The organism is Pseudomonas sp. B23(2017), assembly GCF_002113725.1.
GTDB lineage: Bacteria > Pseudomonadota > Gammaproteobacteria > Pseudomonadales > Pseudomonadaceae > Aquipseudomonas > Aquipseudomonas putida_Z.
In genome coordinates, this window is sequence record NZ_NEJM01000014.1 from 125,518 (window position 1) to 149,661 (window position 24,144).

The following is a 24,144-nucleotide window of genomic DNA, read 5'->3' on the forward strand; positions in this document are numbered from 1 at the left end:
GCTTTGCAGCCCAATCGCCGGCAAGCCAGCTCCCACAGGTACCGCACAGGGCTTGAGGTCTATGCGGTACCTGTGGGAGCTGGCTTGCCGGCGAATGGGGCGCACAGCGGCCCCCGAATCTAGAACCGATCCAACCGGTAAGCCCCCATCTCCGGTCCACCGGCCCGCTCGGCCAACCGCCCCACCCATTCCGCCGTCACCGCCGCCTGGGTCAACCCCAGGTGCTGATGCCCGAACGCCAACAGCACCCGCCCATCACACACCCGGTCGATCACCGGCAACGAATCTGGCAACGAAGGCCGGAAGCCCATCCACGGCGTCGCTCCCTCAACACTCAGGTCCCTCCGGAACAACCCCTTGCTCAAGCGGTGCAACTGCCACGCCCGCTGCATGCTCGGCGGCGCGTCCAGCCCGGCGAATTCCACCGTGCCGGCCAGGCGCAAGCCCTCGGCCATGGGCGTCATGATGAACTTGCGCTCCAGCGATGTGACTGCAAACGGCAAACGCTGATGCTCGCCAGGCAACATCAGGTGGTAGCCGCGCTCGGTGTCCAGTGGCACCTGCTTGCCGGTCAGCACGCCGGTCAACCGCGCAGAATGCGCGCCACAACTGATCAGCACCTGGTGGGCCTCGAGCTTGCCCTGGTCGCTGGCCAGGCTGACCCCGCCGCTGTGCAGCCGTCCGCCATCGACCTGCGCCTGTACAAAGCGCACGCCACTGGCCTTGGCCGCTTCGAACAGTTCGCACACCACCCGGTAGGGGTCGATGAAGTGCCCGGTACGTGGGAAGAACAGCCCACCCTGCAACGACGGGCTCAGTTGCGGCGCCGCCTCGCGCACGGTGTCGGCCGACCAGAAGTCCACCGGCACCGCCTGCTGTTGCATGCGGGCGCGCAAGGCCTCCAGGGCCTGGCGCGACTCCGGCCGCTCGAACACCAGCAACGAGCCATCTTCCTGGAACAGTTCGCTGCGCCCGATCGAACCCAGCAGCCGTTGCCAGGCACCCAGGCTGCCTTCGTTCAACGTGCGGATGCCGGCCACGCTGCGCTGAAACGGGCCCGGGCGCAGGTTGAGCAGCAGGCGGGTGAACCACGGCATGGCCTTGGGCAGGTACTTCCAGTCAAGGCGCAGCGGGCCCATCGGGTCCAGCAGCATGCGCGGCAGGCGTTTGAGAATCGACAGGTCGGCAATCGGGAATACCTGCTCGGTGGCCAGGTGCCCGGCGTTGCCGTAGGACGCGCCCTGGCCGGGTGCCTGGCGGTCCACCAGGGTTACCCGGCGGCCTTGGCGGGCCAGTTGCAGGGCGCAGGCAACGCCGACAATGCCGGCGCCGACCACGGCGATATCGGTTTCAGCGGTTTCGACCATGCTCAGCCTTCCCGTTTACCGTCGAGCAGGCGCCGCAGTTGCAGCGGGTTGCCGTGTTTCAGCGCCTGCGGCAGCAGGGCATCGGGGAAGTCCTGGTAGCACACCGGGCGCAGGAAGCGCAGGATCGCCGCCGTGCCCACCGAGGTGGTGCGTGCATCGGAGGTGGCCGGGAACGGCCCGCCGTGGACCATCGCGTCGCATACCTCTACACCGGTCGGCCAGCCATTGACCAGGATGCGGCCAGCCTTGCGCTCAAGGATCGGCAGCAGGGCGCGGGCGCTGGCGATGTCGGCTTCGTCCAGTTGCAGGGTGGCGGTCAGTTGGCCTTCCAGATGCTCGGCCACCTGGCGCACTTGCTCATCGTTGGCGCAGGCCACCACCAGCGACGCCGCACCGAAGACTTCGGCCTGCAACGCCGGGTCGGCGAGGAACGCTTCGGCCTGGGTCACGAACAGCTGCGCCTGGCACTGGTTGGGGCCTTGGCCGGCCTGGCCACTGGCGGCGGCCTGGGCATTGGCGTTTGCGGCCAGGGCGCCGACACCGGCCTGGTAGGCACTGAAGATGCCCGGGGTGAGCATGGTCTGCGCCGCAGCCTGGCGCACGTGTTCGCTGGCGGCGTCGATGAAACGCTGCAACGCCGGCCCCTGGCGGGCAATCACCAGGCCGGGGTTGGTGCAGAACTGGCCGGCACCCTGGGTCAGCGAGGCGACGAAGCCTTGTGCCAGTGCCTCGGCGCGGGTTTGCAGGGCGGTGTCGAACAGGAACACCGGGTTGATCGAGCTCATTTCGGCGTACACCGGGATCGGCTCCGGGCGTGTCTGGGCCGCCTGGCACAGCGCAATGCCACCGCTGCGCGAGCCGGTAAAGCCAACGGCCTTGATGCGCGGGTCGCTGACCAGCGCAATGCCCACTTCACGACCGGAGCCGTACAACAGCGAAAACACACCGGCCGGCAAGCCGCACTGCTTCACGGCCTTTGCCACTGCCTGGCCGACCAGCTCGCTGGTGCCCGGGTGGGCGCCGTGGGCCTTGACCACCACCGGGCAACCGGCGGCCAGGGCCGAGGCGGTGTCGCCACCGGCCACCGAGAAGGCCAATGGGAAATTGCTGGCGCCGAATACCGCCACCGGCCCCAGGGCCACCTGGCGCTGGCGCAGGTCGGCACGCGGCAGGGGCTGGCGCTCAGGCAGGGCGTTGTCGACCCGCACGTCCAGCCATTCGCCGGCCCGCACCACACGGGCGAAGGTGCGCAGCTGGGTGCAGGTGCGGCCACGTTCGCCCTGGATGCGCGCCTTGGGCAGGCCGCTTTCGGCCACGGCGCGATCGATCAGGGCATCGCCCAGCGCTTCGATCTGCGTGGCGATGGTTTCGAGGAATTGTGCCCGTTGCTCGAGCGAGGTTTCGCGGTAGGCATCGAACGCCGCCCAGGCCAGGGCGCAGGCCTGGGCCACGTGTTCGCCGGTGCCGCCGAGGTAGGCCGGTTCCAGCGCCTGGCCGGTGGCCGGGTCGATGGCACGGATGGCGTCGCGGCTGCCGGTTACCGGCGTCTGGCCGATCAGCAGGTTGCCTGTGAGGGTCATGGAGCCTCCTTTGGAATCAATATCAAGGGAGACCGCGGCCCTTGTGGGAGCGGGTTTACCCGCGAAGCAGGCGACTCGGTGCCTGGCACCGGCTTCGCCGGTGTTCGCGGGTGAACCCGCTCCCACAGGGGCTGCGGCTCGGCCTGGAATCAGGTGATCAGGCCAGGTTCTGCTCAGCCGACCAGCTGGCGTACCAGCTGCGGAACAGCGCGTACTGCTGCTCGGCATAGTTGCGCTGGGCGTCGGTCAGCACGTCGGTCTCGTTGAAGTGCAGGCTGTATTCGCTGTCACCGTTCAGCACCATCAGGTGCTTGTAGTAGAGCACCAGGTCGCAGCCTTCATCGAACGACGACAGCACCGCCAGCGCCGCCTCCAGCTCACGCGCCAGGCGGCGGGCCTTGGCATCACCCTTGGCCGCCTGCTTGCTCAGGCTCACCAGGTGCAGCACCTCACGCGGCAGAGCGTTGCCGATGCCGGTGATGGCGCCGGTGGCGTTGCAGTTGACGAAGCCATGCACCACCTGGGTGTCGACGCCGACCATCAGGGTCACGTCGTCATCCTTGGAGGTGATGTGCTCGGCGGCGTAGCGCAGGTCGGCGCCACCGCCGAACTCCTTGAAGCCGATCAGGTTGGGGAACTCGCTGCGCAGTTCGAAGAACAGGTCGGCGCGGGTGGCGAAGCCGTAGTACGGGCTGTTGTAGATAACCGCCGGCAGCTTCGGCGCGGCTGCCAGGATGGCCGAGAAGTGGTGCTTCTGGGCAATCAGCGAGGCGCCGCGGCTGAGCACGCGGGGGATGACCATGAGGCCGGCGGCGCCTACCTTGGCCGCGTGGGCTGCGTGGGATACCGCCTCACGGGTGTTCACCGCGCCGGTACCGACGATGGTCGGGATGCCGGCGGCCACCAGGCGCGCTACACCTTCCTGGCGCTCGGCTTCGGTCAGCAGCGGCCAGTCGCCCATCGAGCCGCAGTACACCACGGCGCTCATGCCGGCCTCGATCAGCTCGCGGCCCTTGCGCACCAGGGCGTCGAAGTCCGGCTTGCGCTCGGCGGTGCAGGGGGTCATCAGGGCGGGCATGGTGCCGGTGAAGATGTTGTTGGTCATTGTTGTCACTCCTCGCGATATTCGATTTTTTGGAAAAAGCCGGGGTCAGATGCCCCAGGCGAACGGGTCCTGTTCGTCGATCAGCAGGGTGCTGTCGGCGGTCATGTAGGCGCGGCCGGTGATGAACGGGCGAATGCGTTCGCCGTCGCGCTCGTAGCGGCCCTGGAACTGGCTGCCGGTGATACTGGCCTGTACCCATGTCTGGCCTTCGTCGAGCTTGCCGTCGGCGGCCAGGCAGGCCAGCTTGGCGCTGGTGCCTGTGCCGCAGGGCGAGCGGTCGTAGGCCTTGCCGGGGCACATCACGAAGTTGCGGCTGTCGGCGTTGGCGTCGTCGGCGAACAGTTCGACGTGGTCGATGGGGGCACCGTTTTCACCGGTGATGCCCTGGGCTTCGAGGGCCTTGAGCATCGCCCAGGTGTACTCGGTCAGCGCCTCGCGGTTGCCCAGCTCGATGCGCTGGCCGTGGTCGGAGACGAGGAAAAACCAGTTGCCGCCCCAGGCGATGTCGCCACGCACCAGGCCATGGCCGGGCACGTCCACCAGCACCTGCCGGCGGTAGCGGTAGGACGGCACGTTGCCGACGGTTATGGCGCCGTCTTCATGCAGGGTGGCGCTGACCTGGCCGACTGGGGTGTCGATCTTGTGCACGCCCGGTGCGATCAGGCCAAGGTGCTGCAGCGAGGCGACCAGGCCGATGGTGCCGTGGCCGCACATGTTCAGGTAGCCAGCATTGTTGAAGAAGATCACCCCGCAAGTGGCGTCGGCCGATACCGGTGGGCAGTACAGCGCACCGACCAGCACATCGTTGCCACGCGGTTCCAGCAGGCAGGCGCGGCGCCACTGGTCGTGCAGCTCGCGCAGCTCGTCGCGCTGCTCGGCCATGCTGCGGCCATGCAGTTGCGGGAAGCCTTTCATCACCAGGCGGGTCGGTTCCCCGCCGGTGTGCGAGTCGATGACGTGAATCTGTTTCATGAGCTTGTCCATTCTTTGATCAGCCAAGTCTTGTGCTGTTTGTGCGGGCCTCATCGCCGGCAAGCCAGCTCCCACAGGTACTGCATCGGCCTCTGGGTCAGCGCGGACCCTGTGGGAGCCGGCTTGCCGGCGATAGGGCCAGTAGCCGTTACGGAGCCAGTGCAGCCGGGCGCTGGCCTACCAGAGGTTCATGGCTGGCTTCGCTTTCGTCCTCACCTTCCAGGCGCACCAGGTGGGCAGGCACGCCGGTGGCAGCGCCCCAGTAGTAGATGCCCAGCGCGCAAGCGGCCACGACCACGGTGTCGAACGGGTGGCCGAGTACTCCCAGGCCGCCGAAGCTGCCCAGCCACGACAGCAGGATGGTCACCGCGTAGAAGCCGATCAGCCACGCCGACGAGCGCACTTGCTGGGCCAGCGACAGGTGCTGGGTTGGCACGAAGCGGCCGCACAGCAGGTACAGCACGAACATCAAGATCTGCAGGGCCAGCAGCCACGACACGGTCTTCCAGCCCGACCAGTACACGATCAGCGCGGCGATGATGAACGACAGCGGGCCGAGCACGCCCATGCCCTTGACCCTGAACGGGCGCGGCATGTCGGGGGCGTTGCGGCGCAGGGCGGCGACGGTGACCGGGGCCACGGCGTAGCTCAGTACCAGGGCGGCGGAAACCACGTTGATCAGCGCTTCCCAGGACGGGAACGGCAGGGTCCAGAACACCGACAGGCCAAAGGTCAGCCACAGCGCCGGGCGCGGGATGCCGGACTCGGCGTCGATACGGGTGAAGTACTTGAAGAAGGTGCCGGTCTGCGCCCAGCCATAGACCACGCGCGGGGTGGCGTTCATGTAGATGTTGCCGCAGCCGCTGGGCGAGATCACCGCGTCGGCCACCACCAGGTAGGCCAGCCAGCCCACACCCAGGGCCAGGGCAATGTCGCGATAGGGCAGGGCCAGTTCCTTGGTCACCGCGGCCCAGCCGTTGCTCAGCATTTCGGTCGGCACGCTGCCGAGGAAGGCCAGTTGCAGCAGGGCGTAGATCGCGGTGGACAGCAGTACGGAGAGGATCAGCGCGATGGGGATGGTGCGTTGCGGGTTCTTCACCTCGCTGGCCACCGAAATGATCGGCGTCAGGCCCAGGTAGGCGAAGATGATGCCACCGGCCGATACCGCCATTTCAACGCCGGACAGACCGAACGGGGCAAAGCCCTGGACCTCGAAGTTTTCCGGCTTGAAGAAGGTGAACAGCACGCCGATCACCAGCAGCGGCACGATGAACTTGAACACACTGACCAGGTTGTTGGCCTTGGCGAAGGTTTTCACGCTGCGGTAGTTGAGGAAGAAGAACAGCCCCAGCAGGGCGAACTGCACCAGCCAGCCGAGTGCCGTCGGGTCGCTGGAGCCGGCCTTGGTCAGCCCGGGGAACCAGGCGGCGGCGTATTGGCGCGAAGCGACCACTTCGATGGCGATCAGGCTGGAAAAGGCGATCAGGGTGATGAAGCCCATCAAGTAGCCCAGCAGCGGGCCGTGGGAGTACACCGGGTAGCGCACCACGCCCCCGGCACGTGGCAGGGCGGCGCCCAGTTCGCAATAGACGATGCCCAGCAACAGTACGGCGAAGCCGCCAAGGAACCAGGACAGGATGCCGGCCGGGCCGGCGATGGCCGAGACGTGGCTGGCGGCGAACAGCCAGCCGGAGCCGAAGATGGCGCCTAGGCCGATGAAGGTGAGGTCCAGCAATGACAACTGTTTTTTGAATTTGCCTGACATGGGTTCGCCTTTTTGTTGGTTATTGGATAGGCAGGTCTGATGTCACGAGATGCGGCTTTTTGGGCCGCGCTCTTGTAGGACTTGGGGCGGCTTGCGTGGGGCATAGAGTGGACCGATCGGGGCGGCGGTTCTTGATGGTTTTCTGCAGGGGGGATGACGAAATCGGCACAGTTGCAAAAAAACAGTGGTGGGATGGAAGGGCGGTGGATAGGCTGTAAGCCATACCGCATAAGGGTTGTAGACATTTACTCGCTGTGCCGGCCTCTTCGCGGGTAAACCCGCTCCCACATGTACTGCGCAGCCCTCGAAAGCTGCGGAGATACCTGTGGGAGCGGGTTTACCCGCGAAGAGGCCGGCACAGCAAACCGAGATAGAGCAGATGGCCAACACCCCCCTGGCAACCCTGTACCAGTCCCTCGACCAGCACCGCCCCGCCAACCTCGAGGCCCTGCTCGCCGGTGTGTCCCTGCTGCTGCCGATCCTCGACGCCATCCCCAACGCCGCGATCTTCATCAAGGACCCGGCCGCCCGCTATGTGCTGGCCAACAACACCCTGGTCCAGCGCTGTGGCCTCAAGCGCCTGCAACCGCTGCTGGGCAAGACCAGTGCCGAAGTGTTCCCGGCACAGCTGGGCCCCGGCTACACCGAGCAGGACCGTCGCGTTCTCAAGGAAGGCCTGGTGCTGGAAGACCAGCTGGAGCTGCACCTGTACGGCAGCCGAGAGCCTGGCTGGTGCCTGACCCACAAGCGCCCGCTGTACAACCAGGCCGGCGAGATCATCGGCCTGGTCGGCATCTCGGTCGACTTGCAGTCAGCCGCCGACAGCCACCCCGCCTACCAGCGCCTGGCGGCGGTGGACGAGCACATCCGTCGGCATTTTCACCAGCCGATCAGCATGGGCGAGCTGACCCGTATCGCCGGCATTTCCGTGGCCCAGCTGGAGCGCTACTGCAAGCGGGTGTTCCACCTCACGCCACGGCAGATGATCCACAAGGCGCGCCTGGAGCACGCCCACCGTTTGCTGCACTCGGAACTGCCGATCACTGAAGTGGCGATGTGCTGCGGCTATACCGACCACAGCGCCTTCAGCCGCCAGTTCAAGCAACTGACCGGCTTCACCCCGCGCCAGTACCGCCAGGCAACCAGCGATCAGTTGGCCTGAAACAGCGCCTTCGCCTCATCGAAGCACTGCTCGGCAATTGCCGAACGCGGTTCGCTGCGGCGTAGCAGCAGGCCGACAGGGCTGTGGATGGCGGCGTCGGCCACCGGCAGGATGCGCAGGTGCTCGCTCAGGTCTTCCAGGCCGCAGCCCAGCGGCATGACCGCGCAGCACATGCCGGTGTTGATGGCCTGGATCAGCTGGAAGCTCGAGTCGCTTTCCAGTACCGCATTCGGCTCCAGGCCACGGCTGCGGAAACTCAGGTCCAGCGACTGGCGGTAGTGCATGCCCTTGCTCAGCAGGCCCAGCGGAATGTCGCCCAGCTCGTCCCAGCGCAGGGTGTCGCTGGTGAACTTGAAGTGCCGGGTATCGTGCAGCAGGCCCATGGTGGTGGTGCCAAGTTCGATCACTTCGAAGAAGCTGGTGTTGACCTGGTCCAGGTAGCAGATGCCCAGGTCGAGCTGGTTGCGGCTGAGCCCGTCGATGACCTGTTCCGAGCTGAGCGAGCTGATCTGGAAGTGCAGCTCGGGGTATTTTTCACGCAGCGGCAGCAGCAGGTGCATGGGGTTGAAGCTGGCCAGCGGCACCGTGCCAAGGCGCAGGCTGCCGACCACCTGGCCGCGGCAGCTGGCGGCCTCGGCCTGCAGGCCGTCGTGGGCGGCGAGCAGGGTACGGGCCCAGGCCAGGATGCGCTCGCCGGCCTCGGTGAAACCTTCGAAGCGCTGGCCGCGCTTGACCAGCACCAGGTCCAGTTCGTCCTCCAGGTTGCGCAGGCGCATGGACAGCGTCGGCTGGGTGATATGGCATAGCGCCGCCGCCTGGCCGAAGTGGCGTGTCTGGTCGAGCGCGATGAGGAATTTGAGCTGCTTGATGTCCATGGAAGTGCCTGGTATCGGGTTATGCAGACCTTAACCCACGTCTGCGATAGATGTCATTGATCAGTCGGTACGCCATATCGATTGGACGCCCCCGGGCCATGCCACTAGCGTGGCGGCAATGCCACTCGAGGAGCCCCACCGTGCGCGTCCAACCCGACGCGGTCTTCGTACCGCTCAACATCGCCGTGCTGACTGTCAGCGACACCCGTACCTACGACAACGACACCTCCGGTGAGCTGCTGGCCAGCCGCTCGGTGGAGATCGGCCACCGCCTGGTGGCGCGGGCGTTGCTCAAGGACGACCTTTACAAGATCCGCGCCCAGGTCGCCACCTGGATTGCCGACGAGCAGGTGCAGGTGGTGCTGATCACCGGCGGTACCGGTTTTACCGGCCGTGACAGCACGCCGGAAGCGGTCGAGTGCCTGCTGGACAAGCGCATCGATGGCTTTGGCGAACTGTTCCGGGCCCTGTCGATTCTCGATATCGGCACCTCGACCGTGCAGAGCCGGGCGCTGGCCGGGCTGTCCAACCGCACGTTGGTGTGCTGCCTGCCGGGCTCCACCGGGGCCTGCCGTACGGCGTGGGAGGGCATCCTGGCGGAGCAGCTGGATGTGCGGCACCGGCCGTGCAATTTCGTCAAGCACCTGAAGCCGATCGAGGCCTGTGCAAGCCGGGGCTGAGTTTTCTCCTGTACCGGCCTCTTCGCGGGTAAACCCGCTCCCACAGGTTCCGCGCAGGGTTCGAAACCTGTGGGGGCCCTGTGGGAGCGGGTTTACCCGCGAAAGGGCCGGCACAGGCCACTGCATTCAGTCAGCTCAATACATGGTCCACCGGCAACAACGCCGGCGGTAGCTGTTGTTCCCCCAACCCCGCCAGCACATCGCGCTCCACGGTCCGCACCATGGCATCGGTCGGCAGGTCGTTCTCATCGCGCCCAAACGGGTCTTCCAGTTCGTTGCCAATCGCATCCAGCCCGAAGAACGTGTACCCCACGATGGTGGTGAACAGCGGCGCCAGCCAGCCCAGCGGCTCGGCCAGGGCAAACGGCAGCAGCAGGCAGAAGATGTAGATGGTGCGGTGCAGCAACAGCGTGTAGGGGAACGGCAACGGTGTGCCCTTGATCCGCTCGCAGGTGGCCTGCACTTCGGTCAGGCCCACCAACCGCTGCTCCAGCAGGCTGTAGCGCCAGTCACTGATCTGCTGCTGTGTTGCCAGCCGCGAGCAGTGCCCGCCGATTTCGCGCAGGATGGCGTCGCACACGTTGTGCGGGCTGATCGCTTCGGGCCGGGCCAGCCAGGGCCGGGCGGCGGCCAGTTCGTCCTCGTTGCGCAGCCGTGCATTCAGCGCATGGGCAAAGCCGCACAGGCTGCGCAACAGTTCGGCACGCAGGGTTTCGTCGGTAATTACCAGGCTTTCGCGCACGAACGAACGGGTTTCGATGATCAGCTTGCCCCAGGCCTTGCGCCCCTCCCACCAGCGGTCATAGCAGGCGTTGTTGCGAAAACTCATGAAAATCGACAGCGACAGGCCCAGCAAGGTGAACGGGGTGGCGCTGACCGGGTAGAAAAACGCCGGGAAATGCCGCTCGACCAACACGATCAGCGCGGCCAGCAGGGTGACCGTCAGGCAGCGCAGGGCAATGCGTTTGACGATCGAACCCTTGAGGGTGAACAGCACACGCAGCACATCGGGGGTGGGGTGGACGATCATGGAAATCCAGAGACGGCTGCCTAGCCGCCGGTCATGTTCATGAAGCGCAGGATCTGCACGTCGCCACCGACTTCGAAATGATGGCGGTAGGGCTTGAGGTGCAGCGAGTCACGAATGGCCTTTTCCAGGCGTTCGGGGTTGCCGGGGTGGGCGCGCAGCACCTGCTTCAGGTCCACCGAGTGTTCATTGCCCAGGCACAACAGCAGGCGGCCTTCGACGGTGAGGCGTACGCGGTTGCAGGTGGCGCAGAAGTTGTGGCTGTGTGGCGAAATGAAGCCGACCCGAGTGTTGGCGGCTTCGGCCAGGCGCCAGTAGCGGGCCGGGCCCTGGGACGACTCGGTCGATTCGACCAGGGTGAACTGCTCGGCCAGCAGCGCGCGTACTTCATCGCTGGAGCAGAACGACTCGCCGCGCTCATGTTCGCTGATCACGCCCAAGGGCATTTCTTCGATGAAGGTGATGTCCAGCTCGCGGTCGATGGCAAAGCGCACCAGGTCGACCAGTTCATGATCGTTGCGGCCCTTGAGCACCACGCAGTTGAGCTTGGTGCGCTTGAAGCCGGCCTGGCGGGCGGCGTCGATGCCGGCGATGACCTGGTGCAGGTCGCCGGTGCGGGTCAGTTGCTTGAAGCGCTCGGCGTCCAGGCTGTCGAGGCTGATGTTCAGGCGCGTGACACCGGCGTCGAACAGCGGCTGGGCCAGGCGCCCGAGTTGCGAGCCGTTGCTGGTCAGGCACAATTCACGCAGGCCGGGCAGGCCGGCGATGCGCCCGCACAGGTCGACGATGCCCTGGCGCACCAGCGGCTCTCCGCCGGTCAGGCGGATCTTGCGGGTGCCGAGGGCGACGAAACGCTCGGCCACCTGGAACAGTTCCTCGAGGCTGAGGATTTGCTGGCGCGGCAGGAACTGCATGTCTTCGGCCATGCAGTACACGCAACGGAAGTCGCAGCGGTCGGTGACCGACATCCGCAGGTAGTCGATTTTCCGGTTGAAGCCGTCGATCAGGGCCCGGCTGTTCTGTTCCACGTTCGCGCTCGAATGGGTAGGGACTCGATTCAAGCTATAACTTGGGCGCAGGGCCGTCAAATTGCTTTGTCCGACCGATTGATCGATGGCCTCTATCATGGCTGCAGGCCACGTATTTCAAAGTGTTGACCGCGTCGCCCAATTCGCGGGTAAACCCGCTCCCACAGGTAAAGCGCAGGGCTCGAACCTGTGGTGGCCCTGTGGGAGCGGGCGCGCCCGCGAAGGCCGTGACGCGGTTCCCGCCCGTGATCGATACCACCTATCACCCCGTAAGATCTTTCGATTGGACGGCTCTACCCCACGCTCCATAGGCTGAAAAAAAGCATCGACGCGTGAGGATTCATCGCATGAGCCAGGACCAACACATCAGGGACTACAAGGGCGCCGCCGCCGGCTGGGGGGCGCTCAAGAGCGTGACCAAGAGCTGGCTGGGCAGCGACAATGCCTTCAAGAACCTGCGGGCCATGCTCAAGACCAACCAGAACGGCGGCTTCGACTGCCCCGGCTGCGCCTGGGGCGAGTCGCCGGAAAACGACATGGTCAAGTTCTGCGAGAACGGCGCCAAGGCAGTCAACTGGGAAGCTACCGGCCGCTCGGTGGACCCGGCGTTCTTCGCCAGGTACAGCGTCAGTGCGCTGGCCGAGCAGACCGACTACTGGCTGGAGTACCAGGGCCGCCTGACCCACCCGATGCGCTACGACGCGGCCACCGACCACTATGTGGAAACCAGCTGGGAAGAAGCCTTCGCGCTGGTTGCCCAACACTTGCGCGCACTCGAATCGCCCGACCAGGCCGAGTTCTACACCTCGGGCCGGGCCAGCAACGAGGCGGCGTTCCTCTACCAGCTGTTCGTCCGCGCCTACGGCACCAACAACTTCCCCGACTGTTCGAACATGTGCCATGAAGCCAGCGGCGTGGGCATGTCGGAAACCCTCGGCGTGGGCAAGGGCACCGTGGTGTTCCACGACCTGGAGCTGGCCGATGCCATCTTCGTCATCGGCCAGAACCCCGGCACCAACCACCCGCGCATGCTCGAACCACTGCGTGAAGCGGTGAAGCGTGGTGCCCAGGTGGTCTGCTTCAACCCGCTCAAGGAGCGCGGCCTGGAGCGCTTCCAGCATCCGCAGCACCCGTTCGAGATGCTCAGCAATGGCTCCGAACCAACCAACACGGCCTACTTCCGCCCGGCCCTGGGCGGCGACATGGCAGTGATGCGCGGCATAGCCAAGTACCTGCTGCAGTGGGAACGCGAAGCCCAGGCCAATGGTGAACCGGCGGTGTTCGACCATGCCTTCATCGCCGAGCACACCAGTGGCATCGACGCATACCTGGAAACCGTGGATGCCACGCCCTGGGCGCACATCGTCGAGCAATCGGGCCTGACCCAGGCCGAGATCGAACTGGCCGCGCGCATGTACCGCAAGGCCGAACGGGTAATCATGTGCTGGGCCATGGGCGTCACCCAGCACCGCCACTCGGTGCCGACCGTTCAGGAAATCGTCAACCTGCAGCTGCTGCGCGGTAACGTCGGCAAGCCCGGTGCCGGCCTGTCACCAGTGCGCGGCCACAGCAACGTGCAGGGCGACCGTACCATGGGCATCGACGAGAAGCCCGGGGCGGCGCTGCTCGATGCCATCGAAAAACGCTTTCAGTTCCGCGTGCCGCGTGCCCACGGGCACAACGCCGTGCTGGCGATCAAGGCCATGGAAGAGGGGCGGGCCAAGGTGTTCATCGGCCTGGGTGGCAACTTTGCCCAGGCCACGCCGGATACGCCGCGCACTCATGCGGCCATGCGCAATTGCGCGCTGACCGTGCAGATTTCCACCAAGCTCAACCGCTCGCACCTGGTTACCGGCCGCGATGCGTTGATCCTGCCGTGCCTGGGCCGTACCGAAATCGACATGCAGGCCAGCGGGCCGCAAGGCGTGACCGTGGAGGACACCTTCAGCATGGTGCACATCTCCCACGGCCAGCTGCGCCCGCGCTCGCCGCACCTGCGCTCGGAGCCGTGGATCATCGCCGGCATGGCCCAGGCGACCCTGGGCAAGCAGCCGATCGACTGGGAGTACGCAGTTGCCGACTATGGCCGTATCCGCAGCATGATTGCCGATGTGATCCCCGGCTTTACCGATTTCAACGAGCGCCTGCAGCACCCAGGCGGCTTCCACCTGGGCAACAACGCCGCCGACCGTACCTGGCGCACGGCCACAGGCAAGGCGCGCTTCAGCCCGCACCAGCTGCCGGAGCAACTGGTGAATGCCAAGGTGCTGGCGCGCGGCGACAAGCCCGACCTGATCCTGCAGACACTGCGCTCGCACGACCAGTACAACACCACCCTGTATGGCCTGGACGACCGTTATCGCGGGGTGTTCGGCCTGCGTGAAGTGGTGTTCGTCAACGAGGTGGACATCCGCCGGATGGGCTTCGAGCCGGGCGAGCATGTGGACCTGGTGTCGTTGTGGGAGGATGGCGTGGAGCGGCGGGTGTCGGGCTTCCGCCTGGTGGCGTATGACGTACCCGAGGGGCAGGCGGCGGCCTATTACCCGGAGACCAACCCGCTGGTGCCGCTGGAAAGCTATGGCGAGGGGACCTATACCCCGACCTCGAAGTTCGTGGCGATCAAGGTCGAGAAAGCCAAGGCGGGGAACCGGATTGCGGCGGTGCTGGCCGCGGATTGACAGGTAGCCTGCAAGGGCCCTATCGCCGGCAAGCCAGCTCCCACAGGGACCGCACAGATTTCAGAACCTGTGACGTACCTGTGGGAGCTGGCTTGCCGGCGATAGGGCCGGTACTGCCATACAGGAATCAGGAACGGTTCACCGGGTAAGCCGTGGTGTACTTCATCTGCTCCATGGCAAAACTGGAAGTGATGTTCGACAGCCCGTCAGTACTGGTGATCAGCTTTTTGTAAAACCGGTCATACGCCGCAATATCCCCCACCACCACCCGCAGCATGTAATCCCAGTCCCCCGACATGCGGTAGAACTCCATCACTTCCTCGAACCCGGTCACGGTCGCGGCAAACTGCTCCAGCCAGGCGCTGTCGTGGCGCTGGGTCTTGAGCTGGACGAACACCGTCAGCCCCAACCCCAGCCGTTCCGGGTCTAGCAGGGCGACACGGCCGACAATGTAGCCGTCTTCCTCCAGGCGCTTGACCCGCTTCCAGCACGGCGTGGTAGACAGGTTTACGGCCTCGGCCAGGTCCTTGAGCGAGATCGAGGCGTCGCGCTGAAGCAGGGTGAGAATGTGCTGGTCGAAGCTGTCCATATCGCGCGTGGGCCGTGGAGAAAAATATTTCACAGATTACCCCAAGGCCAGAAGATTTGGGTTGTGCGATAGTTGCAGCTTTCACTCTGCCAATGGGCCTGACCATGTCCGACAAGCCGCGCAATTTCGCCACCCGTACCATTCACGCCGGTGAGCAGTTCAGCGTCGCCGATAACGCTATTTTCCCGGCGATCGTCACCGCCAGCTCGTTCACCAAGCGCAGCCTGGACGACAAGCCGGAATACTCCTACAGCCGCGTCGGCAACCCCACCCGGCATGCCTATGAAACCTGTGTCGCCGCCCTGGAAGAGGGCGTTGGCGCGGTCGCCTGCGCCTCGGGTGTGAACGCCACCGCCACCGTGCTGGAGCTGCTGCCCAAGGATGCCCACGTGGTGGTGATGAACGGCGTGTACGGCGGCACCTTCCGCATCATGGAAGACTACCGCAGCCGCACCTCGGGCCTGACCACCACCTACGTCGACCTCAACGACCTCGAGGCGGTGGCCGCCGCCATCAAGTCGGAAACCCAGCTGATCTGGATCGAGTCGCCGACCAACCCGTTGCTGCACCTGGTCGACATCAAGGCGGTGTGCGACCTGGCCAAGGCGCGGGGCATCCTCACCTGCATCGACAACACCTTCTGCTCGCCGTGGAACCAGCGCCCGATCACCCTGGGCGTGGACCTGGTGATGCACTCGGCCAGCAAGTACATCGGCGGCCACTCCGACCTCACCGGTGGCGTGGTGGTAGCTGCCAATGATGCGCTGTTGGCGCGCCTGCGCCGCATCAGCATGGCGATTGGCGCGGTGCAGGGGCCGTTCGACTGCTACCTGGCCCTGCGCGGTCTGAAGACCCTGGATGTGCGCATGGAGCGCCAGTGTGCCAATGCCCTGCAGGTGGCGCGCTTCCTCGAAAGCCACGCGCAGATCGAGCAGGTGTATTACCCGGGGCTGGAGAGCCACCCGCAGCATGAGCTGTGCAAACGGCAGATGCGCAGTGGCGGGGCGGTGGTGGCGATGAAGGTCAAAGGCGACCGCGCCGCGCTCAACCGCCTGGTGGAGGCGCTGCAGATCTTCGTGCTGGCCGACTCGCTGGGCGGGGTGGAAAGCATGATCAACCACTCCTGGAGCATGTCGCACTGCTCGCTGAGCCCGGAGCAGAAGGGCGTGATGGGGATCAGCGAGAACCTGCTGCGGTTGTCGGTGGGAATCGAGGATTACCGCGACCTGGTCGAGGACCTGGATGGGGCGTTGAAGGCTGCGGCTGGTATGTGAGGGCTGCTGGCCTCTTCGCGGGTAAACCCGCTCCCACAGGGGCTCCGCTGCCTTCAGGTCTGGCGCTGTACCTGTGGGAGCGGGTTCACCCGCGAAGAGGCCGCTGGATTCAATGAATTCCTGTCAGGATTTGGGCGGATGAATGATCCGTTCGATCTTGTCCTTGATCAGCAACCGTTCCTTGCGCAGGCGGTTGACGGCTTCGTCGTTGGTGCCGTTGCCTTCGGCGGCGACCACCTCTTTGTCTTTGGCGTTGTATTCCTTGTGCAGTGAGTGCAGCGTCTGGTCCTTGTCCATGAGCGCCTGGAATGCATCAGCGGTAACGTGCAGGTCAGCGAGCAGATCATGCGGAACTGGCATTTCTTCACCTCTGTCGGGGGTTGGCGGATGGTTCTGACCTTTGAGGATAGTCGTCTTTGCGCAGGTAGGGGACTGGGGTAGGCTGTCGCATCTCCCCGTGACCCGGAACCTGCGCCATGCCTCACCTGAACCTGGAATACAGCGAAAACCTGCGCGAGCTGAACGTCGACGTCCTGCTGCTGCGCCTGAACCATGCCCTGGTCGGCAGTGGCCAGTTCGCCGACGAGGCCGACATCAAGAGCCGCGCCCAGGCCTTCGGCCAGTTTCGCGTGGGCACCGCGCCCGGCGAGCGTGCCTTTGCCCATGTGCGCCTGGCCATTCTCAGCGGGCGCTCGCCCGAGGTGAAGACGCAACTGTCCGCCAGCCTGCTGGATGTGCTGCGTGAGGCCATCCCCGAGCAACCGGGGCTGGATATCCAGCTATGCGTGGAAGTGCTGGACATCGACCGCGAGCCGTATGCCAAGGAGCGCCTGCCAAGCTGAACAAGCGCTGAGTGAACTTCTTTTAATGTCGAAAAGGCGCCTGTTCACGAATTTGTTGGCGTCTTTTTCACAAAATATTGATGGCACGCTTTCTAGAGTTCAGCCAAGTTTCCCGGTGCCGCGCAGGCCCTCGGGCTGATAATCACTCTTGATTGCGAACACTGATGCTCAACTTCAAATCCCTGCGGACTGAATGGGTCACGCTGCTGGCCAGCCTTTACCTGCTGATCGGCTTCAATGTCTTCCTCTGGCAGCATCTTGAACAGGTCGTGCCGCCCGGTTTGCCGGGGCTTTGGCTGAGCCTGGCGTTTGCCGTGCTGATGCTGTTCGCGTTCAACCTGATCCTCACGTTGTTCGCCTTCCGTTATATATTGAAGCCAATACTTGTCGTGTTGTTCATGAGTGGCGCGGGCGTGGCTTACTTCATGAACCAGTACGGCGTACTTATTGACGCGGGCATGTTCCGCAATATCGCGGAAACCAACGTGGCGGAAGTGCGTGACCTGCTTTCGTTGAAGTTTGCCTTGTATATCCTGGGCCTCGGTGTAGTGCCTTCGGTGCTGTTGTGGAAGGCGCCGATCGCCTATCGCGCCTGGCACCGTGAACTGCTCGGCAAGCTGGTGGTTGGCGGTGCCTGCGTGGTGGCCCTGGGCTCGGTGGCACTGGTCAACTATCAGGGCCTGTCGTCGCTGTTTCGCAACCACCACGAACTGCGCCTGATGCTCACCCCCAGCAATATCGTGGGTGCCTCCATCGGTTATGTCAGCGAGCGCGTCGGTACCGCATCGCGGCCCTTCCAGCATTATGGCGAAGATGCCAAGCGTGATGCCGCCTGGCAAAAGCACGAACGCAAGTCGCTGACCGTGCTGGTGGTGGGCGAAAGTGCGCGGGCAGACCACTTCGGCGTGCTTGGCTACAACCGCGACACCACACCGAACCTTGCCAGGGAACAGGGCCTGCTGGCGTTCTCCGATGTGCACTCCTGCGGCACGGAAACCGCCGTTTCGGTGCCGTGCATGTTCTCTGGCATGAAGCGCAAGGACTACGATGCCCGCGTGGCGAAGAACCGCGAAGGGTTGCTGGACATCCTCCAGCGTACCGGCCTGGCGGTGCAGTGGCGTGACAACCAGTCGGGCTGCAAGGGCACCTGCGACCGCGTGCAGTTCATCGATGTCAGCAAACTCCAGGACCCGCAGTTGTGCGCTGATGGTGAATGCCATGACCAGATCCTGCTGCAGGGGCTGGGTGAGCTGATCGACAACCTCGACAAGGACACCGTGCTGGTGCTGCACCAGATGGGCAGCCACGGGCCTGAATACTTCAAGCGCTACCCCGGCGCCGACCAGCGCTTTGCCCCGGTGTGCCAGAGCAACGCGCTGGACCAGTGCAGCGAACAGGAAATCGTCAACGGCTACGACAACACCCTGGCCTATACCGACAAGGTGCTGGCCTCGCTGATCGACACCCTGCGCAGCAAGCAGGACAAGGTCGACACGGCGATGATCTACCTGTCCGACCATGGCGAGTCGCTGGGTGAATACAACCTGTTCCTGCACGGCACGCCTTACGCCATCGCCCCCGAGCAGCAGAAGCACGTGCCGCTGCTGACCTGGTTCTCCGACAGCTACAAGGAGGACTTCGGCGTCGACACCGACTGCCTGGCCAAGCTCAGCGATGCACCGCTGTCGCAGGACAACCTGTTCCACTCGATGCTCGGTCTGTTGCAGGTGCACACCGAGGTCTACCAGCAGTCGCTGGACATGTTCGCCAGCTGCCGGCCATGGCTGGCGGCCAAGCGCTGAGGCGAAGCGCATTCAAAAACCGCTAGCTTGCGCGCTCTTTGTGGGAGCGGGCATGCCCGCGAAGCAGGCGACGCGGTGGATGGCACGGGCTTCGCCCGTGTTCGCGGGCATGCCCGCTCCCACAGGGATCGCGAAGCTTGCGGATTTTGCGCACGAGAGTTGCTGCTGCCTGAATACGCACAACAGCACCGCTGATCGATATCAAGGATGGCCCGGGTTTCACCAGCAGTGCCCGCGCCGTATATACTGCGCGCCAATGTTAGTGGGAGAGCCTCGTGGCCATCGAAATACACTGGATCCGTGACGACCAGAGCCTGGCCGAACACTGCCGCGACTGGCATCAGCTGCCCTTTGTCGCCGTCGACACCGAATTCATGCGGGTGGACACCTTCTACCCGAAAGCCGGGCTGATCCAGATCGGCGATGGCCAGCGTGCCTTCCTGATCGACCCGTTGCTGATCGGCAATTGGCAACCGCTGGCCGAACTGCTGGATGACAGCGGCGTGGTCAAGGTGCTGCACGCCTGCAGCGAAGACCTCGAAGTGCTGCTGCGCCTGACCGGCAAGCTGCCACAGCCGCTGTTCGACACCCAACTGGCCGCCGGCTACCTGAACCTGGGCTTCTCCATGGGCTATTCGCGCCTGGTGCAGGAAGTGCTGGGGATCGACCTGCCCAAGGGCGAAACCCGTTCCGACTGGCTGCAACGCCCGCTCTCGGAAACCCAGGTCAGCTATGCCGCCGAGGATGCCGTGCACCTGGCCGAGCTGTTCACCGTGTTGCGCCCGCGCCTGAGTGACGACAAGTACGCCTGGGTGCTGGAGGACGGCGCCGAGCTGGTGGCCGCATTGCGCCGCGAAGTCGAGCCCGAAAGCCTGTACCGCGACGTCAAGCTGGCCTGGAAGCTGGCCCCCCAGCAACTGGCAGTGCTGCGTGAGCTGTGCGCCTGGCGCGAGCGTGAAGCGCGCAACCGCGACGTGCCGCGCAACCGCATTCTCAAGGAGCACTCGCTGTGGCCCATGGCCAAGAGCCAGCCGAACAACCTGTCGGCACTGGCCAAGATCGACGAGATGCATCCACGCACCATTCGTCAGGACGGTGAGTTCCTCATCCAGCTGATCAAGCGTGCCGCCAGCCTGCCAGCCGAGCAATGGCCACAGGCCTTGCCCGAGCCTTTGCCGATCGAGGCCAGCGGCATCCTCAAGCAGCTGCGTGCCATCGGCCAGGCCGAAGGAGAGCGCCTGGGCATTGCCCCCGAGCTGATGCTGCGCAAGAAAGCCCTGGAAGCGCTGCTCAAGAGCGGCTACCCCAATGGCCCCTATCAATTGCCCGATTCGCTGCGCGGCTGGCGCCGTGAGCGCATGGGCCAGGCCCTGCTGGACAGCCTGGCAGGCGCCGGAGAGACCCGATGAAACGCATTTGCTCTATCTACAAGAGCCCCCGCAAGAACGAAATGTACCTGTACGTGCTCAAGGCCGACGGCCTGGAGCGCGTGCCCGAAGGCCTGCTGCCGTTCTTCGGCACCCCCGTGCACGCCTTCGACCTGGTGCTTACCCCCGAGCGCAAGCTGGCCCGCGAGGATATCGCCAAGGTGCTGGAAAACCTCGACAACCAGGGTTACCACCTGCAGATGCCGCCGCCGGAAGACGACTACATCGAGCACCTGCCCGAAGAGTTGCTGCGCCGTAACGACCCTGCCTGATCATGCGAGTACTGATTGCTGAGCATGATCATGCTCGATACGCCGAGATTTTGCGTGCAGCCGCGCCAGAGCTGGAGATCCTGACCAGCGGCGACTCCGCCGAACTGGCCTGCCAGGCGCCACAGTGCCCAGTGTGGCTGGGCCAGCCGGACCTGCTGGCAAGCCTGCTGCGCCAGGGCCACAAGCCGGTCTGGATGCAGTCCACCTGGGCCGGTATCACCCCGTTGCTGGCCGAGGGCCTGCCGCGCGACTATCGCCTGACCCGCGCCGTGGGCATCTTTGGCCAGGTGATGGCCGAGTACATGCTTACCTACATGCTCGGCCATGAGCGCGAGGTGCTGTCACGCCTGGTCAGCCAGGTCGAGCGACGTTGGGACGACCGCCCGGGGCGTACCCTGGAAGGGCGCAAGGTGCTGATCGTCGGCACTGGCGACATTGGCCAGCGGGTGGCCGAGTTCCTGCAGGCGTTTGGCGTGGTGCTGTATGGCGTTGCCAGCAGCGCCCGCGAGCAGGCGCCGTTCGTCGAGGTAGCGGCGTTGGCCGACCTGCCGCGCATGGTTGGCCAGGTCGACTACGTGCTCAACCTGCTGCCGGATACCCCGGCCACCCACGACCTGTATGACGCGGCACTGTTCAAGTGCTTCCAGCCCACGGCGCTGTTCATCAATGCCGGGCGTGGGGCGGCGGTGGTCGACGCTGACCTGGTCGAGGCGCTGAAGGAAGGGCACCTGGCGGGGGCGGTGATCGACGTCTGCCGGCAGGAGCCGTTGCCCAGGCAGCACCCGTTCTGGACGGCGTGGGGCTTGCTGCTGACCGGGCACAGCTCGGCGCCCACCTCGCCGGCGGCGATGGTGCGGTTGTTTGTCGAGAATGTGCGGGCGTATGTGGCGGGGCAGGGGTTGCGAGGTGAAGTGGACTTCGCCCGGGGCTATTGATTTTTTGTAGTGCCTGTACCGGCCTCTTCGCGGGTAAACCCGCTCCCACAGGATCTCCACTACCCTCAGGTCCTGTGGGAGGCTGGTGTTGGCTGTGCTGGCACAGGATCAACACAGGCCCCATGGGGCAGTGGAGATCCCTGTGGGAGCGGGTTTACCCGCGAAAAGGCCGGTACAGCCAATGCAAGGCTTACAGGCTGAAATCACCCTCGGCTGCCAGCTCGCTCAGTGGCTTGCGCGGGCTCGGTACTTCACGCGCCTGCAGGGCTTCGTCCAGGCTGGCCTTGTCACCCAGCTTGCCAATCGCCACCATGGCATGCAGCACGTAGCCTTCCGGAACCTTCAACTCCTGACGCGCCAGTTCCTGGTCGAAGCCGGCCATGCCATGGGTGTGCCAGCCGCTGATGCTGGCTTGCAGGGCCAGGTGCCCCCAGGCGGAACCTGTGTCGAAGGTGTGCCACAGCGCCGGCTTTTCTTCAGTGGCGCCGGGTGCCGCGAAGGTGGTCTTGGAAATGACCAGCACCAGCGCCGAAGCCTGTTGCGCCCAGCTGCGGTTGAACGGCACCAGCAGGTTCAGGTAGCGCTCCCAGTTCGGCGTGTCGCGGCGGGCATACAGGAAGCGCCAAGGCTGCGAGTTGTACGCCGACGGCGCCCAGCGTGCAGCTTCGAGGAAGCTCAGCAGGGTTTCTTCGCTGATCGGCTCGGCGGTGAAGGCACGTGGCGACCAGCGGTTGATGAACTGCTCGTTGATGGCGTAATCGGCAATACGGGGGTTGGCGCTCATGGCGGCTCCTGCAAAAGGACGGGAAACGCGCACGCTACTGCGTCGCGTCGCGACTGACAAGCGGTCTGGCTTTGCCGAAGGCCAGGCTCTAGACTGGCGCCGCCGCGCGCCGTGGCCCCAAGATGAATGCAGGAAACCCGTGTCATGATCGCTGAAAACGCACCGTTCTGGCGGCGCAAGACCCTCGAACAACTCAGCCCGCAAGAGTGGGAGTCGCTGTGCGACGGCTGCGGCCTGTGCTGCCTGCAAAAGCTCGAGGACGAGGACGACAACAGCGTCTATTACACGCGCATCGCCTGCAAACTGCTGGATCTGCACACCTGCCAGTGCAGCGATTACCCCAACCGCTTCACCCAGGTACCTGACTGCATCCAGCTCACCCCGGGCAAGGCCGACCAGTTCAAGTGGCTGCCGAGCACCTGCGGCTACCGCCTGGTCAGCGAGGGCAAGGACCTGCCGGCTTGGCACCACCTGGTCTGCGGCGATCGCCAGCAGGTCCATGAACAGCGCATTTCCCAGTCGGGGCGCATGCTCAGTGAACACGATGTGCACGAAGACGACTGGGAAGACCACCTGATCTTCCGCGCCAGCTGACCGGCGCGGCCCGCTGCCACGGGGAAACAAGGAGTTTCTGTATGCGTTGCCAGCTGTTGTTGCTGTTTGGCCTGATGGCCAGTTCGCCGGCCTGGGCGAAAAAGGTCGACCTCGACTACCAGGTGCGCCTGTTGCCGGCCAGTGGCCAGGCGGAGGTCCGCCTCACCTTGGCCGAAGGCAGTGCCGTGCGCAGCCTGGACTTCGACCTGGGCAAGGCCGGGGCCTACAGCGGCTTCCAGGCTGATGGCCAATGGCAACTGCAGGGCCAGCGCGGCGTGTGGCAACCGGCGGCCGGCAAGACCAGCCTCAGCTACCGCGTGCAGCTGGACCAGAAACGCGGCAGCGGCGCCTATTCGTCGCGCATCACCCCGCATTGGGCGCTGTTCCTCGGCGACCAGCTGGTACCGCCTGCGCGCCTCGACCAGCAGGATGGCACCGAGCTGGTGGCGCGGCTGGCGTTCGACCTGCCCGAAGGCTGGAAGAGCATCGAGACTTCCTGGCCGCGCATCGGCAAGGACAAGTTCCGCATCGATAACGTTTCGCGCCTGTTCGACCGCCCTACCGGCTGGATGCTCGCCGGCGACCTGGGCAGCCGCCGCGCCCGCCTGGGCGAAACCGACGTCACCGTGGCCGCACCGGTGGGGCAGGGTATGCGGCGCATGGACAACCTGACCATGCTGACCTTTGTCTGGCCGCAATTGCAGGCGGTGTTCCCGCGCAACCCGCCGAAGCTGCTGTTGGTCGGTGCCCGCGACGGCATGTGGCGCGGGGCGATGGCCGCGCAGGGCTCGTTGTACCTGCACAGTGCCCGGCCTATGGTCAGCGAGAACGGCAGCAGCCCGTTGCTGCGCGAGGTGGTGCAACTGTTTGCGCAGATCCATGGGCGTGACGGCAGTGACTGGCTGGTGGAAAGCCTGACCGACTACTACGCCAGCGAGTTGCTGCGCCGCTCGGGCGGGGTGAGTGACGACCGTTACCAGGCCTGGCAAGCGCGCCTGAGCAAGCAGGGCGCCAAGGTCACCCGGCTCAAGGGCGAGCATGCCACCCCGGCGCAGGTGGCGCGGGGGGTGATGTTGCTGCAGGCGCTGGACAAGGAAATCCGCATCCACACCCAGGCCAAACGCTCGCTGGACGATGTGGCGCGCGGGCTGATGCGCCTGCCCAGCGTCAGCACCGAAGACTTCATACAGATCAGCGAGAACGTGCTGGGGCGGCGCTCCGAGGTGTTGCAGAGCAAGGCGTTGCGCTGAGCACCTCTTTCGCCCGTACCGGCCTCTTCGCGGGTGAACCCGCTCCCACAGGTTTCTCGTTGCCCTGTAGGAGCAGCCTTGTGCTGCGAAGAGGCAATTACAGCCACAGACCCTCTTTGATCATACTGGCCCTTTC

Annotated in this window: 22 protein-coding genes; 11 read left to right on the forward strand and 11 right to left on the reverse strand. The window is 65.0% G+C overall.

The annotated features are described in order from the left end of the window. Nucleotides 1–119 precede the first annotated feature (119 nt). The 5 genes from CAG46_RS21055 to CAG46_RS21080 all read right to left on the reverse strand — a co-directional run bounded on the left by CAG46_RS21055 (nucleotide 120) and on the right by CAG46_RS21080 (nucleotide 6,789). Nucleotides 120–1,367, reverse strand: a complete 1,248-nt coding sequence (locus CAG46_RS21055) for an FAD-binding oxidoreductase (RefSeq protein ID WP_085618028.1) — start codon at nucleotides 1,365–1,367, stop codon at nucleotides 120–122. Between the two features lie 2 nt (nucleotides 1,368–1,369). Next, nucleotides 1,370–2,947: an aldehyde dehydrogenase (NADP(+)) gene (locus CAG46_RS21060; RefSeq protein WP_085618030.1), complete on the reverse strand. Its 1,578-nt coding sequence runs from the start codon at nucleotides 2,945–2,947 to the stop codon at nucleotides 1,370–1,372. A 157-nt stretch (nucleotides 2,948–3,104) separates the two neighbouring features. Further along, a complete protein-coding gene (locus CAG46_RS21070; RefSeq protein ID WP_013973780.1) occupies nucleotides 3,105–4,052 on the reverse strand; it encodes a dihydrodipicolinate synthase family protein in 948 nt (315 codons plus the stop codon). A gap of 45 nt (nucleotides 4,053–4,097) precedes the next feature. Continuing rightward, nucleotides 4,098–5,024 carry a 4-hydroxyproline epimerase gene (locus CAG46_RS21075; RefSeq protein WP_085618033.1) on the reverse strand — a complete coding sequence of 309 codons (927 nt, stop codon included), beginning with the start codon at nucleotides 5,022–5,024 and terminating at the stop codon, nucleotides 4,098–4,100. 148 nt (nucleotides 5,025–5,172) lie between these two features. Next, on the reverse strand, nucleotides 5,173–6,789 hold the full coding sequence (locus CAG46_RS21080) for an APC family permease (RefSeq protein WP_085618035.1): 1,617 nt from the start codon (nucleotides 6,787–6,789) through the stop codon (nucleotides 5,173–5,175). Between the two features lie 379 nt (nucleotides 6,790–7,168). On the opposite strand from CAG46_RS21080, the gene CAG46_RS21085 reads away from it, so the two are divergent. Continuing rightward, entirely contained in the window at nucleotides 7,169–7,951 is a 783-nt protein-coding gene (locus tag CAG46_RS21085; protein WP_085618037.1) for an AraC family transcriptional regulator, read from the forward strand. On the opposite strand, the gene CAG46_RS21090 is transcribed toward CAG46_RS21085, so the two are convergent. After that, nucleotides 7,939–8,826 (reverse strand): LysR family transcriptional regulator, encoded by an 888-nt coding sequence (locus tag CAG46_RS21090; RefSeq protein WP_085618039.1) that lies wholly within the window; start codon nucleotides 8,824–8,826, stop codon nucleotides 7,939–7,941. The two genes, CAG46_RS21085 and CAG46_RS21090, sit on opposite strands and share 13 nt — an antisense overlap. A gap of 140 nt (nucleotides 8,827–8,966) precedes the next feature. On the opposite strand from CAG46_RS21090, the gene moaB reads away from it, so the two are divergent. Further along, complete coding sequence (gene moaB / locus CAG46_RS21095; protein WP_085618041.1) at nucleotides 8,967–9,506, forward strand: molybdenum cofactor biosynthesis protein B; 540 nt, start codon at nucleotides 8,967–8,969, stop codon at nucleotides 9,504–9,506. Between the two features lie 130 nt (nucleotides 9,507–9,636). Here the strand turns inward: moaB and CAG46_RS21105 are convergent, their stop codons facing one another. Continuing rightward, nucleotides 9,637–10,536 (reverse strand): bestrophin family protein, encoded by a 900-nt coding sequence (locus tag CAG46_RS21105; RefSeq protein WP_085618045.1) that lies wholly within the window; start codon nucleotides 10,534–10,536, stop codon nucleotides 9,637–9,639. Nucleotides 10,537–10,556: 20 nt separating this feature from the next. Then, nucleotides 10,557–11,561 carry a GTP 3',8-cyclase MoaA gene (moaA, locus tag CAG46_RS21110; protein WP_085618047.1) on the reverse strand — a complete coding sequence of 335 codons (1,005 nt, stop codon included), beginning with the start codon at nucleotides 11,559–11,561 and terminating at the stop codon, nucleotides 10,557–10,559. Nucleotides 11,562–11,908: 347 nt separating this feature from the next. On the opposite strand from moaA, the gene CAG46_RS21115 reads away from it, so the two are divergent. Beyond that, complete coding sequence (locus tag CAG46_RS21115) at nucleotides 11,909–14,239, forward strand: FdhF/YdeP family oxidoreductase (RefSeq protein WP_085618049.1); 2,331 nt, start codon at nucleotides 11,909–11,911, stop codon at nucleotides 14,237–14,239. 127 nt (nucleotides 14,240–14,366) lie between these two features. Here CAG46_RS21115 and CAG46_RS21120 read toward each other — a convergent pair whose 3' ends face one another. Further along, nucleotides 14,367–14,828, reverse strand: coding sequence for an Lrp/AsnC family transcriptional regulator (locus CAG46_RS21120; protein WP_015271359.1), 462 nt, complete (start codon nucleotides 14,826–14,828; stop codon nucleotides 14,367–14,369). A gap of 92 nt (nucleotides 14,829–14,920) precedes the next feature. Between CAG46_RS21120 and CAG46_RS21125 the strand changes: the two genes are divergently transcribed. Beyond that, a complete protein-coding gene (locus CAG46_RS21125) occupies nucleotides 14,921–16,102 on the forward strand; it encodes a PLP-dependent aspartate aminotransferase family protein (RefSeq protein WP_085618051.1) in 1,182 nt (393 codons plus the stop codon). A gap of 123 nt (nucleotides 16,103–16,225) precedes the next feature. Here CAG46_RS21125 and CAG46_RS21130 read toward each other — a convergent pair whose 3' ends face one another. Beyond that, nucleotides 16,226–16,462, reverse strand: coding sequence for a YdcH family protein (locus CAG46_RS21130; RefSeq protein WP_075046038.1), 237 nt, complete (start codon nucleotides 16,460–16,462; stop codon nucleotides 16,226–16,228). A gap of 116 nt (nucleotides 16,463–16,578) precedes the next feature. On the opposite strand from CAG46_RS21130, the gene CAG46_RS21135 reads away from it, so the two are divergent. The 5 genes from CAG46_RS21135 (at nucleotide 16,579) to CAG46_RS21155 (ending at nucleotide 21,380) form a co-directional block, all read left to right on the forward strand. Further along, a complete protein-coding gene (locus CAG46_RS21135) occupies nucleotides 16,579–16,944 on the forward strand; it encodes a 5-carboxymethyl-2-hydroxymuconate Delta-isomerase (protein ID WP_085618053.1) in 366 nt (121 codons plus the stop codon). Between the two features lie 164 nt (nucleotides 16,945–17,108). Next, complete coding sequence (locus tag CAG46_RS21140; protein ID WP_085618055.1) at nucleotides 17,109–18,746, forward strand: phosphoethanolamine transferase; 1,638 nt, start codon at nucleotides 17,109–17,111, stop codon at nucleotides 18,744–18,746. A 275-nt stretch (nucleotides 18,747–19,021) separates the two neighbouring features. Next, on the forward strand, nucleotides 19,022–20,155 hold the full coding sequence (gene rnd / locus CAG46_RS21145; RefSeq protein ID WP_075046034.1) for a ribonuclease D: 1,134 nt from the start codon (nucleotides 19,022–19,024) through the stop codon (nucleotides 20,153–20,155). After that, complete coding sequence (locus tag CAG46_RS21150; RefSeq protein ID WP_015271354.1) at nucleotides 20,152–20,445, forward strand: YcgL domain-containing protein; 294 nt, start codon at nucleotides 20,152–20,154, stop codon at nucleotides 20,443–20,445. The genes rnd and CAG46_RS21150 overlap by 4 nt, the downstream gene beginning before the upstream one ends. A gap of 2 nt (nucleotides 20,446–20,447) precedes the next feature. Further along, a complete protein-coding gene (locus tag CAG46_RS21155) occupies nucleotides 20,448–21,380 on the forward strand; it encodes a D-2-hydroxyacid dehydrogenase (protein ID WP_085618057.1) in 933 nt (310 codons plus the stop codon). 190 nt (nucleotides 21,381–21,570) lie between these two features. Here CAG46_RS21155 and CAG46_RS21160 read toward each other — a convergent pair whose 3' ends face one another. Beyond that, the gene (locus CAG46_RS21160; protein WP_085618059.1) at nucleotides 21,571–22,164 is read right to left on the reverse strand and encodes a nitroreductase family protein; all 594 of its coding nucleotides are present in this window, start codon (nucleotides 22,162–22,164) and stop codon (nucleotides 21,571–21,573) included. A gap of 144 nt (nucleotides 22,165–22,308) precedes the next feature. On the opposite strand from CAG46_RS21160, the gene CAG46_RS21165 reads away from it, so the two are divergent. Continuing rightward, nucleotides 22,309–22,758, forward strand: a complete 450-nt coding sequence (locus CAG46_RS21165; protein ID WP_085618061.1) for a YcgN family cysteine cluster protein — start codon at nucleotides 22,309–22,311, stop codon at nucleotides 22,756–22,758. Nucleotides 22,759–22,799: 41 nt separating this feature from the next. Next, on the forward strand, nucleotides 22,800–24,008 hold the full coding sequence (locus CAG46_RS21170) for a hypothetical protein (RefSeq protein ID WP_085618063.1): 1,209 nt from the start codon (nucleotides 22,800–22,802) through the stop codon (nucleotides 24,006–24,008). Nucleotides 24,009–24,144 lie beyond the last annotated feature (136 nt).